The sequence below is a fragment of the Pseudomonas sp. W2Oct36 genome (assembly GCF_041060465.1).
Classification (GTDB): domain Bacteria; phylum Pseudomonadota; class Gammaproteobacteria; order Pseudomonadales; family Pseudomonadaceae; genus Aquipseudomonas; species Aquipseudomonas graminis_B.
Genome location: NZ_JAUERW010000002.1, coordinates 415,632 through 427,821, shown reverse-complemented (window position 1 = coordinate 427,821; position 12,190 = coordinate 415,632). Strand labels below are relative to the sequence as shown.

Below are 12,190 nucleotides of genomic sequence, written 5' to 3'. Positions count from 1 at the left end.
GGGGTCGGGCGCCAAGGTCTTTATTTACCGGTTTTGATCTTCGTCCAGCTGCGCGTCATGATGCGCTGGATCTTGGGCGGCAGCTCGGAGTTGACGTACAGGCGCGCCTGTATGTCCTTCGAAGGATAAACCGCCTCGTCGTTGCGAATGTCCTGATCCATCAAAGCGCCCGAAGCCGGGTTCGGGTTGGCGTAACCCACCTGGTCACTGACCTTGGCGATCACGTCGGGTTTGAGGATGTAGTTGATAAACGCATGAGCGGCCTTCACGTCCGGCGCATCCGAAGGAATGGCGAGCATGTCGAACCACAGGTTGCCGCCCTCTTTCGGGATCGAGTAGGCAATCTTGACGCCCTTACCGGCTTCTGCGGCACGGGCCTTGGCCTGGAAGACGTCACCGGAGAAACCGGCCGCGATGCAGATGTCGCCGTTGGCCAGGTCAGTAATGTACTTGGACGAGTTGAAATAGGTCACGTACGGGCGGACCTTGAGCAGCTTGGCTTCGGCCGCCTTGTAGTCTTTCTCGTCGGTGCTGTTCGGATTCATCCCCATGTAGTTGAGGACTGCGGGCAGCATCTCGTCAGCCGAGTCGAGGAACGCGACGCCACATTTCTGCAGCTTCTTGATGTTCTCGGGCTCGAACAGCGTGGCCCAGGAATCGATGGTGTCGACGCCCAGCACTTCCTTGATCTTGTCGACGTTGTAGCCGATGCCGTTGGTGCCCCACAGGTACGGCACGGCGTACTGGTTGCCCGGGTCGTTCTTCTCCAGGCGCTTGAGCAGTTCCGGGTCGAGGTTGGCGTAATTGGGCAGCTGCGATTTGTCGAGCTTCTGAAACGCCCCGGCCTTGATCTGTTTGCCGAGGAAGTGATTGGACGGCACAACCACGTCATACCCGGTGTGGCCCGCCAGCAGCTTGCCTTCCAGGGTTTCGTTGGAGTCGAAGACGTCGTACTTGGTCTTGATCCCGGTGCTGGACGTGAAGTCCTCCAGCGTTGTGGTGCCGATGTAATCGGACCAGTTATAAATGCGAACGGTGGAATCCGCGTAGGCACCGGCAGCGAGCGTAAGCCCGGCCCCGAGTAGCAAGCCTTTTGAAAATAAAGAAATAGACACGTGTGCAGTCCTTTTTTAGTAGGTGGGCCTGTTGCCCGTACCGATGACAGTGACGACTGCCTGTGACACATCCGGCGCGCAACTTACCTTCGATAAACCCTTCTCGCAAAAAAACTTTTTGTGACGCGGGTGTCAGGACGGCTGACGCAAAACCTGTAGGAGTGAGCTTGCTCGCGATTGCGGTGTGTCAGCCCTGCATTCATTTGAAGCAGTCAGCATTTGCGAGCAAGCTCGCTCCCACGGGTGCGCCGTACAGGACGGCGCACCCGGTCAGGCTTATTTACCCGATTTGATGTTGGTCCAGCTGCGGGTCATCAGGCGTTGAGTCGCCGCCGGCAAGTCGGCGATCGCGTACAACTTGGCCAGAACGTCCGCTGGCGGGTATACGCCCGGGTCAGACGTGATGTCCTTGTCGACGAACTCGGTGGCCGCCTTGTTGCCGTTCGGGAAGTGAACGGAGTTGGTGATTTCAGCCATTACCTTCGGTTGCAGGATGAAGTTCATGAACTTGTAGGCGCCTTCGACGTTTTCGGCATCTTTCGGGATGGCGACCATGTCGTAGAAGCTGCCTGCACCTTCTTTCGGAATGTTGTAGCTGACTTTGACCTTGCCGCCCGCTTCTTCAGCGCGCGCCTTGGCCTGGTAGATGTCACCCGAGTAACCCACGGCGACGCAGATGTTGCCGTTGGCCAGGTCCGAGATGTACTTGGACGAGTGGAAGTAGGTGATCGAAGGACGAATCTTCTTGAACAGATCCTCGGCCTTCTGCAGGTCTTCCTTCTTCTGACTGTCGGTCGGCAGGCCCAGGTAATGCAGCGCCACTGGCAGCATTTCGGTTGGCGAGTCCAGGAAGCTGATCCCGCAGCCTTTCAGCTTGGCAGCGTTTTCCGGCTTGAACAGCAGGTCCCACGAGTTGACCGGTGCATCAGCGCCCAGGGCGGCTTTGACCTTTTCAGCGTTATAGCCGATGCCGATCGAGCCCCACATGTACGGGAATGCGTGCTTGTTGTCCGGGTCGCTGATCGACACAGCTTTCAACAAGGCAGGGTCGAGGTTTTTGTAATTTGGCAGCTTGGACTTGTCCAGCTCCTGGTAGACGCCGGCCTTGATCTGCTTGGCCAGGAAGTTGTTCGACGGTACGACGATGTCGTAACCCGACTTACCGGCCAGCAACTTGGCTTCCAGGGTCTCGTTGCTGTCGAACACGTCGTACACCACTTTGATGCCCGACTCTTTCTCGAAATCGGCGATGGTGTTGGGTGCGATGTAATCGGACCAGTTATAGACGTGCAGGACTTTGTCATCGGCGTGTGCAGCGGCGGCCACTGCGCCCATGAGGGACAAGGCCAGGAGGGTTTTGCCAAATTTCTTCATTCGTACGGCTCCAGTGTTTTTTATGTAAGCGGCGTCTAGACGGCGGACAGTCTGGCAATTTCCCGATAAAAATTCAGCCCTGCAATGACTCAAGCGTCAGGTCCAGGCACTTGCGCGCCTTTTCAATCAGCTCGTCGATCTCGGCGGAGGTAATCACCAGCGGCGGCGAGATGATCATGGTGTCGCCCACGGCCCGCATGATCAGGCCATTGTTGAAGCAAAAAGTGCGGCAAATCATGCCTGCTCCTTTGCCGACATAGCGCTCCCGAGTCGCCTTATCCTTCACCAGTTCGATAGCGCCCAGCATGCCGACGCCCCGCACCTCACCCACCAGCGGGTGATCGCTCAGCTCGCGCAGACGCTTTTGCAAATAGGGTGCCGTTTGAGACTTCACCCGTTCGACGATCTTTTCTTCACTCAGAATGCGAATGTTCTCCAGCCCCACTGCTGCCGCCACCGGGTGACCGGAGTAGGTGAAACCGTGGTTGAAGTCGCCGCCCTCGTTCAGCACCTTGACCACTTCGTCGCGCACGATGACGCCACCCATGGGGATGTAGCCGGAGGTCAGGCCCTTGGCAATGGTCATGAGGTCAGGCTTGAGGTCGTAGAAGTCGCTGCCGAACCATTCGCCGGTGCGGCCAAAGCCACAGATGACTTCGTCGGCCACAAAGAGGATGTCGTATTTGGCCAGGATCTCTTTGATCTTCGGCCAGTAGGTGTCGGGCGGAACGATGACTCCGCCGGCGCCCTGAATCGGCTCGGCGATAAATGCGCCGACATTGTCCACGCCCAGTTCGAGAATCTTCTTCTCCAGCTGTTCGGCCGCCCAGACGCCGAACTCGTCGGGGGTCATGTCGCCGCCTTCACCGAACCAGTAAGGCTGCGGAATGTGCACGATGCCCGGAATCGGCAAATCGCCCTGCTCGTGCATGTAGGTCATGCCGCCCAGGCTCGCGCCGGCGACGGTCGAGCCGTGGTAACCGTTGACGCGGCTGATGATGACTTTCTTGCTCGGCTGCCCCTTGATCGCCCAGTAGTGACGCACCAGACGCAGCACCGTGTCGTTGCCTTCGGAGCCTGAACCGGTGAAGAACACGTGGTTCATGCCCTCGGGGGCAATGTCGGAAATGGCCTTGGCCAGTTGCAGTGCCGGCGGGTGAGCGGTCTGGAAGAACAGGTTGTAATAGGGCAGTTCGCGCATCTGCTTGCTGGCAGCATCCGCCAGTTCTTCGCGACCGTACCCGATAGCAACACACCAGAGCCCGGCCATGCCGTCGAGGATCTTGTTGCCTTCGCTGTCCCAGAGGTAAACGCCCTTGGCGTTGGTGATGATGCGCGGGCCTTTCTCTTTCAACTGCTTGAAATCGCTGAACGGCGCCAGGTGATGATCACTGCTGAGGGCTTGCCATTCGCGGGTTTGCGGGTTGTTGGAACTCATGAATCACTCCATTGTGGTATCGCGTGTGGAGCGCCGTCGACTCACTGGGAGTCCGGCGACGCCCCGGGACGTCAGACGGCAAAGAGCAGGAATTCCCGCTCCCACGAACTGATCACACGCTTGAAGTTCTCGTGCTCGGCGCGCTTGACCGCGACATAGCCGGTGATGAATTTCTTGCCGAGGTACTTCTCGACCGTCTTGCTGTTTTCCATGCGCTCCAGCGCGTCTTCGATGGTCAACGGCAAGCGCAGGTTGCGGCGTTCGTAACCACGACCGACCACGGGAGCGCTGGGGTTGAGGCCCTCGACCATGCCGATGAAACCGCACAACAGGCTGGCGGCGATGGCCAGATACGGATTGGCATCGGCGCCGGGCAGACGGTTTTCCACGCGACGGTTCTGCGGGCCGGCATCGGGCACACGCAGGCCAACGGTGCGGTTTTCTTCGCCCCACTCCACGTTTACCGGCGCAGAGGTGTCCGGCAGGAAGCGGCGGAACGAGTTCACATTGGGCGCGAACAGCGGCAACAGCTCGGGGATCAGCTTCTGCAGGCCACCGATGTGCTGCAGGAACAGCTGACTCATCGTGCCGTCTTCATTGGAGAAGATGTTTTTGCCGGTCTCGATGTCGATGATGCTCTGGTGCAAGTGCATGGCGCTGCCGGGCTCGCCGGTCATGGGCTTGGCCATGAAGGTCGCGGCCACATCGTGCTTGAGGGCGGCTTCGCGCATGGTGCGTTTGAACACCAGAATCTGGTCCGCCAGAGACAGGGCGTCGCCGTGACGGAAGTTGATCTCCATCTGCGCCGTGCCGTCTTCGTGAATCAGCGTGTCCAGGTCGAGGTTCTGCAGTTCACACCAGTCGTAGACGTCTTCGAACAGGGGGTCGAATTCGTTGGCGGCCTCGATCGAGAAAGACTGACGACCGGTTTCCGGACGACCCGAGCGACCCACCGGTGGCTGCAGCGGGTAGTCGGGGTCGTCGCTGCGCTTGGTCAGATAGAACTCCATCTCCGGCGCCACGATCGGCTGCCAGCCTTGGTCGGCATAGAGTTTGAGCACTTTCTTGAGGACGTTGCGCGGGGACAGCTCGATGGGGTTGCCTTGCTTGTCGTAGGTGTCGTGAATCACCTGCGCAGTCGGCTCGATGGCCCAGGGCACCAGAAACACCGCGCTCTGGTCAGGACGGCAAAACATGTCGATGTCTGCGGGGTCCAGCAATTCGTAGTAGATGTCGTCTTCGACGTAATCGCCCGTCACGGTCTGGAGCAATACACTTTCCGGCAAGCGCATGCCCTTCTCGGCAATGAACTTGTTGGTCGGTGAAATCTTGCCCCGTGTGATACCGGTGAGGTCGGCGATCATGCACTCGACTTCGGTAATCCTGTGTTCTTTCAACCAATCGGTGAGCTGGTCGAGGTTGGTACTCATAAATACCTCAGGGTTTTAATTCCTGGTCGCCGTCATGGCGGTCAGGCGTTCTTTGAAGCGCTGGCGTCAGGGTGTCGCATGTTGAATTCAGGCATCGCCAAATGCCTGGAAGACTCAAAGATAGTCGTGCTTGTGCAAAACGCGCGGTCGCGGATGCCGCAGACAGCCTGGGCCGGGTCAGTCAGCCGAAGCAAAAGACGCGCCCGGTGGAATGGGGGCGTGGATAAAGAGTAAGGTGTCGAGGTGCCACGCAGAGACATGCGCAGCGCCCGCCGCGCTGGCTGGACCGCTACACTGAAAGCGTGTGAAGTGAAAAGCCGGTGCCCGAATGGCTGAGTGCAGGCGGTAAGGCCGATCAGCGGAAGGCGAAGCATGGGACCCCCGGTATTATTGCTGTTATGGGTTGCAATCGAGCTTAGCGTTGTTCATTTTTTTCCACAACACGCCCGTAAAAAATAAAACACGCCCTGCTCAAACCCGCAGTTTGCATCACGTTAGGTGCCTCACATTTGCCCTAAAGTGCGGCGAAAATGGCTTTTTGGCGCCCTTTTAGGGCAAATCAGGGCTCCCTTGACTTCGTCTGGCCTTTCGGATTGACTGAAACCCGTAATGCTCGATGATTGATATTTTCAACAACAAAGGTGTTGCATCATGTCGGTACCCCCGCGTGCCGTTCAGCTCAACGAAGCGAACGCGTTCCTTAAGGAACATCCTGAGGTTCTATACGTTGACCTTCTGATTGCAGATATGAATGGAGTGGTGCGCGGCAAGCGCATCGAACGCACCAGCCTTCATAAGGTTTACGAGAAAGGCATCAACCTCCCAGCTTCCCTATTCGCACTGGATATCAACGGCTCGACGGTGGAAAGCACCGGTCTGGGTCTGGACATCGGTGACGCTGACCGAATCTGCTATCCAATCCCCGACACTCTCTGCAATGAGCCCTGGCAGAAGCGTCCTACCGCACAACTTCTGATGACCATGCACGAGCTGGAAGGCACGCCCTTCTTTGCCGATCCGCGCGAAGTGCTGCGCCAGGTTGTCAGCAAGTTCGACGAGATGGGCCTGACCATCTGCGCTGCATTCGAGCTTGAGTTCTACCTGATCGATCAGGAAAACGTGAACGGCCGCCCGCAACCGCCGCGCTCGCCTATTTCCGGCAAACGTCCGCACTCGACACAGGTTTACCTGATCGACGATCTGGACGAGTACGTCGACTGCCTCCAGGACATTCTGGAAGGTGCGAAAGAGCAAGGCATCCCTGCCGACGCGATCGTCAAGGAAAGTGCTCCGGCGCAGTTCGAAGTGAACCTGCACCACACCGCCGACGCGCTGAAAGCCTGTGATTACGCGGTGCTGCTCAAGCGCCTGATCAAGAACATCGCCTACGACCATGAGATGGACACCACCTTCATGGCCAAGCCTTACCCAGGCCAGGCAGGCAACGGTTTGCACGTGCACATTTCGATCCTTGATCGTGATGGCAAAAACATCTTCACCAGTGAGGATCCCGAGCAGAACGCCGCATTGCGTCATGCGATCGGCGGTGTGCTCGAGACCCTACCCGCGCAGATGGCGTTCCTTTGCCCGAACGTCAATTCGTACCGCCGGTTTGGTGCTCAGTTCTACGTTCCGAACTCGCCGTGCTGGGGCCTGGATAACCGGACCGTGGCCGTGCGCGTACCGACTGGTACCGCCGATTCGGTCCGTATTGAACACCGGGTTGCCGGTGCGGATGCCAACCCGTATCTGCTGATGGCATCGGTGCTGGCAGGCATTCACCACGGCCTGACCAACCAGATCGAGCCCGGCCCGCCCGTGGAAGGCAACTCCTACGAGCAGAACGAGCAAAGCCTGCCGAACAACCTGCGTGATGCACTGCGCGAGCTGGACGACAGCGAAGTCATGGCCAAGTACATCGATCCGAAGTACATCGATATCTTCGTTGCGTGCAAGGAAAGTGAGCTGGAGGAGTTCGAGCACTCCATCTCTGACCTCGAGTACAACTGGTATCTGCACACGGTTTGATGGCTGCACGGGTTAAGAAAACGCCACCTTTTCGAGAGAATCGGTGGCGTTTTTCATTCATGAGCTGCGCGGACACCCTGTGGGACCGGCTTCAGCCGGGAAGGCAATCTCCCGGCTGCCACTGTAGAATGCCGTCGGCCCCGACCGAGAGAGCACTGATGACCCGCCTTGCCCCGCCCCGCAAACCTCGTGCACGCAGTCAGGCGCGGATCGACTCGATCCTCGATGCCGCACGTGCGCTGCTGGCCTCGGACGGCGTGGCGAGCCTCTCCATCTACAGCGTCGCCGAGCGCGCCGAAATACCGCCTTCTTCCGTGTATCACTTCTTCGCCAGCGTTCCCGCGCTGCTCGAAGCGCTGACGGCCGATGTCCACGAGGCCTTTCGCGAAAGCCTGCAGCAGCCCATCGATCATGATCGGTTGAATCAGTGGCGTGACCTGTCGCACGTGGTGGAATCGCGCATGCTCGCGATCTACAGCGACGACGCCGCCGCGCGGCAGTTGATCCTCGCCCAGCACGGTCTGACCGAAGTCACCCAGGCGGATCGCCAGCACGACATTGAACTGGGCAACCTCATGCATGAGCTGTTCGCCCGGCATTTTCAACTGCCGACGCTGCCCGATGATGTCGAAGTGTTTGCCCTGGCGCTGGAACTTGCAGATCGGGTGTACGCGCGCTCGGTGCAACTGCACAACGCGATTACCCCGCGCATGGCCGAGGAAGGATTGCGGGTGTTTGATGCGTATCTGGGTTTGTACCTGCCGCCGTATTTGCCGAAGCGCTCAATAGAGCAATAACGTGCATCCATTGAGCGCTGCGTAGGAGCGCGCTTGCGATTCAGCACCGATCACAGCTTGGCGATCGACACCTCGGTGGACTTCACGAAGGCGATCACTTCGCTGCCGACCACCAGTTCCAGCTCTTTCACGGAGCGGGTGGTGATGACGGAAGTGACGACGCCCGAAGCGGTTTGCACGTCGATCTCGGACAGCACGTCGCCGGTGACGATTTCCTTGATGGTGCCTTTGAACTGGTTACGCACGTTGATGGCTTTGATAGTCATGGTAAGGCTTCCTTTGTGAGATCAGTTCCGGGGGCGTGATTGCCTCTGGAGTTAGTTGGCCCAACGCAATTGCGTGGGCAGCGGTGAAGTCGGTTCGGGGTCGGGCGGGTTGCCGGGCAGCGACAACACGCGGTTGAGCACTTCGGTTTCCAGCGCGGCCAGTCGGTAAGAGCCACGCGCCCTTGGACGGGCCAGATCAACCTGTAAATCAAGACCGATGCGGCCTTCTTCGATCAGCAAGACCCGGTCGGCAATGGCCACCGCTTCGCTGACGTCGTGGGTGACCAGCAATACGGTGAAGCCGTGTTTCTTCCACAGGTTTTCGATCAGCTGCTGCATCTCGATTCGGGTCAGGGCATCCAGCGCACCAAGGGGCTCGTCGAGCAGCAACAAGCGCGGCTGGTGAATCAGCGCGCGGGCCAGCGCCACACGTTGTTTTTGCCCACCCGATAACGCCGACGGCCATTCATTGGCGCGCTCCGCCAAACCCACTGCCTCCAGCGCTTCCAGTGCTTTGCCGCGCCAGTCGCCGGTGAGGCCAAGGCCGACGTTGTCGATGATCTTTTTCCAGGGCAGCAAGCGCGCCTCTTGGAACATCAGTCGCGTGTCTTCCCGCGCATCCGACAGCGAGACGTTACCGGCCAGCAATTGGCCGCTCGATGGCTGATCGAGGCCCGCCAGCAGGCGCAGCAAGGTGCTCTTGCCGCAACCGCTTCGGCCCACGACGGCGACGAACTGCCCGGCCGGGATGTGCAGATCGATGTCTTTCAATACCTCCCGCGAGCCGAAGGTCTTCTTGAGCTTGCGGACCTGCAAGGGAATCCCGCGCAACAGGTTTGCCGGTTGTTGGAGATTGCTCATTGCGCGCCACCTTTAGCCACTTGATACGCCGGGTGCCAACGCAGGCAAACCCGTTCCAGACCACGCGCCGCGAGGTCTGCCAGTTTGCCGAGGACGGCATAAAGCACGATTGCCAGCACTACGACGTCGGTCTGCAGAAACTCCCGGGCGTTCATCGCCAGATAGCCAATGCCGGAGCTGGCGGAAATCGTTTCCGCGACGATCAGGGTCAGCCACATGAAGCCCAGGGCAAACCGCACACCGACCAGAATCGAAGGCATCGCGCCCGGCAGAATCACGTGGCGGAACAGCCCGAAGCCGCTCAAACCGTAGCTGCGGGACATCTCCACCAGCGCCGGGTCGATGTTGCGAATGCCGTGATACGTGTTCAGGTAAATCGGGAACAGCGTGCCCAGCGCGACCAAAAATATCTTCGCGGTCTCATCGATGCCGAACCACAGGATGACCAGCGGAATCAGCGCCAGATGCGGCACGTTGCGGATCATCTGCACAGAGCTGTCGAGCAGGCGCTCGCCCCATTTCGACAGCCCTGTGATGAAGCCGAGCGCCAAACCAATCCCGCCGCCGATGGCAAAGCCGATACCGGCACGCCAGCCACTGATCGCCAGATGGGTCCAGATTTCTCCGCTGCGTACCAACGTAACGCCGGCCTCAATCACAGCGCTAGGCGCCGGCAGAATGCGGGTTGACAGCCAGCCCGCGCTGACCGCCAGTTGCCATATCGCCAACAGCAGGACCGGTAGCAACCAGGGCGCCAGTCTGTGGGTGATTCTTTCCACGCTCATGGAGTTGTCTCCTTCCAATGCCGGGCTTACTGGGCTTTCGCGACAGCAGCGGGTGGCGTCCAGATCACATCAGCAATGCGCAATGGTTTAGGGATCAGCTTGAGCTGGTAGAAGGTGTCGGCGATTTTCTGTTGCGCAGCGACGGTTTCAGGCGTGATGAACAACGCCCCATAGCCCTGACGCTTCACCGACAGGCGGGTGATGTCTTCTGGCAGGCCGAGCAACGGCGCGACCTGCTTGGTGACCTCTTCCGGGTTGGCCTTGGACCATTCGCCGACAGCGCGCACTTCTTCCACCAGGGTCTGGATCACCTTGGGGTGCTGCTGCGCATAGGGTTTGGTCGCCAGGTAGAACTGGTTGTTGTCGACGATGCCTTTGCCGTCGCGCAGGGTTCGTGCCTGCAGTTGCTGTTCGGCGGCGGCCTGGTATGGATCCCAGATCACCCAGGCATCGACGCTGCCACGCTCGAAAGCGGCACGGGCATCGGCGGGCGGCAGGAAAACGGTCTGGATATCGGTGTACTTCAAGCCGGCTTCTTCCAGCGCGCGCACCAGCAGGTAATGCACGTTCGAGCCCTTATTGAGAACGACTTTCTTGCCCTTGAGGTCTTTGACCGAAGAGATCGGCGAATCCTTGGGCACCAGAATCGCTTCGCTGGTCGGCGCCGGCGGTTCGGAGGCGACATACAGCAGATCAGCGCCAGCGGCTTGGGCAAACACGGGCGGGGTTTCGCCCGTCACACCGAAGTCGATCGAGCCCACGTTCAGGCCTTCAAGCAACTGCGGGCCACCGGGAAATTCGGTCCACTGGACTTGCACGCCTTGATCGGCGAGTTTTTTCTCGAGCGAGCCTTTGGCCTTGAGCAGCACCAGCGTGCCGTATTTCTGGTAACCGATGCGCAAGGTATCGGCTTGGGCCTGAGTAACGACGCCGAAGGAAACCGCCGCAGCAAACAGAGCGACCAGGCCTCGACGCAAAATAACGGTGCCCATGGCACGCTCCTTTGGTGTGTAGCTAAGAGGTGGCACCTGCTCGTCCGATGGCGGACCAGTAAGGCAGAAAGGGATTCATGGCCGGCAATCTCGCCAGAACGGAGAGACCATAACAGGGGATGTTTATTCTCTAAAATCATATTTATTCATTTGGTTAGCACCAAAAGGAATATATAGATTGCTAAGTTCTTCGGTAATACGCGATCCCGTGGGAGCGAGCTTGCTCGCGAAGACTGACTTTCATTCTCCAGAGAAGGTGGCTGCATGCCCCGGCCCCTTCGTGAGCAAGCTCACTCCCACATAGGTGGGAATTCCTTCGTGGATGGCGTTCACAGCATAAAAAAAGGGCCGATAAATCGGCCCTCATGTAGTGCTCAAAGCGGGTGTATCAGCGATTCGGCTGTGGCGTCAGGCGCAGGTACGGCGTAACGGCTGTGTAGCCTTTGGGGAAGCGCTCCTTGATCTCCGCTTCGTCCTTGATCGACGGCACGATCACGACGTCTTCACCGTCCTTCCAGTTTGCCGGCGTGGCGACTTTGTAGTTGTCGGTCAGCTGCAGCGAATCAATTACACGCAGGATCTCGTGGAAGTTGCGCCCGGTGCTGGCCGGGTAGGTGATGGTCAGGCGGACCTTCTTGTTCGGGTCGATCACGAACAGCGAGCGTACGGTCAGGGTTTCGCTGGCATTCGGGTGAATCAGGTCGTAAAGCTCGGAAACCTTGCGATCTTCGTCCGCCAGTATCGGGAAATTCACAAGGGTGTTCTGTGTGGTGTTGATGTCACCGATCCACTTGGTGTGGGATTCGGCCGAGTCAACGGACAGGGCAATCGCCTTGACGTTGCGCTTGTCGAATTCGTCTTTGAGTTTTGCGGTGAAGCCAAGCTCGGTGGTGCAGACAGGCGTGAAGTCGGCGGGGTGCGAAAACAGTACCGCCCATTTGCCGTCCAGCCATTCGTGAAACCTGATCGGTCCTTCGCTGGAGTTCTGTTCGAAGTCGGGTGCGATGTCGCCGAGTTTAAGGCCCATTGAGTCGTGCTCCTTGGATAATGAGTTATCAATCACTGTGCATCCCAGCATCTGAAAACAAAAGGAACGATTGGTGC

The 12,190-nt window shown here is 58.8% G+C and carries 11 protein-coding genes; 2 read left to right on the top strand and 9 right to left on the bottom strand.

Going from position 1 to position 12,190, the window contains the following annotated elements:
* Positions 1-20 precede the first annotated feature (20 nt).
* From QWI18_RS04725 to QWI18_RS04710, 4 genes are all read right to left on the bottom strand, one after another.
* Positions 21-1,115, bottom strand: a complete 1,095-nt coding sequence (locus QWI18_RS04725; protein WP_065987359.1) for a polyamine ABC transporter substrate-binding protein — start codon at positions 1,113-1,115, stop codon at positions 21-23.
* A gap of 276 nt (positions 1,116-1,391) precedes the next feature.
* Entirely contained in the window at positions 1,392-2,489 is a 1,098-nt protein-coding gene (locus QWI18_RS04720; protein WP_065987360.1) for a polyamine ABC transporter substrate-binding protein, read from the bottom strand.
* 73 nt (positions 2,490-2,562) lie between these two features.
* Positions 2,563-3,927, bottom strand: coding sequence for an aspartate aminotransferase family protein (locus tag QWI18_RS04715; protein ID WP_065987361.1), 1,365 nt, complete (start codon positions 3,925-3,927; stop codon positions 2,563-2,565).
* Between the two features lie 71 nt (positions 3,928-3,998).
* Entirely contained in the window at positions 3,999-5,357 is a 1,359-nt protein-coding gene (locus QWI18_RS04710) for a glutamine synthetase family protein (protein WP_037016227.1), read from the bottom strand.
* Between the two features lie 651 nt (positions 5,358-6,008).
* On the opposite strand from QWI18_RS04710, the gene QWI18_RS04705 reads away from it, so the two are divergent.
* Together QWI18_RS04705 and QWI18_RS04700 are read left to right on the top strand one after the other, a co-directional pair.
* Entirely contained in the window at positions 6,009-7,385 is a 1,377-nt protein-coding gene (locus tag QWI18_RS04705) for a glutamine synthetase family protein (RefSeq protein ID WP_065987362.1), read from the top strand.
* Positions 7,386-7,543: 158 nt separating this feature from the next.
* Complete coding sequence (locus QWI18_RS04700; protein WP_296313786.1) at positions 7,544-8,182, top strand: TetR/AcrR family transcriptional regulator; 639 nt, start codon at positions 7,544-7,546, stop codon at positions 8,180-8,182.
* A gap of 50 nt (positions 8,183-8,232) precedes the next feature.
* Here the strand turns inward: QWI18_RS04700 and QWI18_RS04695 are convergent, their stop codons facing one another.
* From QWI18_RS04695 to QWI18_RS04675, 5 genes are all read right to left on the bottom strand, one after another.
* A complete protein-coding gene (locus QWI18_RS04695; RefSeq protein ID WP_037016233.1) occupies positions 8,233-8,448 on the bottom strand; it encodes a molybdopterin-binding protein in 216 nt (71 codons plus the stop codon).
* 51 nt (positions 8,449-8,499) lie between these two features.
* Entirely contained in the window at positions 8,500-9,309 is an 810-nt protein-coding gene (gene ssuB / locus QWI18_RS04690) for an aliphatic sulfonates ABC transporter ATP-binding protein (RefSeq protein WP_369318305.1), read from the bottom strand.
* Positions 9,306-10,094, bottom strand: coding sequence for an aliphatic sulfonate ABC transporter permease SsuC (ssuC, locus tag QWI18_RS04685; protein ID WP_122533999.1), 789 nt, complete (start codon positions 10,092-10,094; stop codon positions 9,306-9,308). Before ssuC ends, ssuB begins: the two co-directional genes overlap by 4 nt.
* A gap of 26 nt (positions 10,095-10,120) precedes the next feature.
* Positions 10,121-11,086 carry a sulfonate ABC transporter substrate-binding protein gene (locus QWI18_RS04680; protein WP_065987366.1) on the bottom strand — a complete coding sequence of 322 codons (966 nt, stop codon included), beginning with the start codon at positions 11,084-11,086 and terminating at the stop codon, positions 10,121-10,123.
* Between the two features lie 388 nt (positions 11,087-11,474).
* On the bottom strand, positions 11,475-12,113 hold the full coding sequence (locus QWI18_RS04675; protein WP_065987367.1) for a peroxiredoxin: 639 nt from the start codon (positions 12,111-12,113) through the stop codon (positions 11,475-11,477).
* Positions 12,114-12,190: the final 77 nt, after the last annotated feature.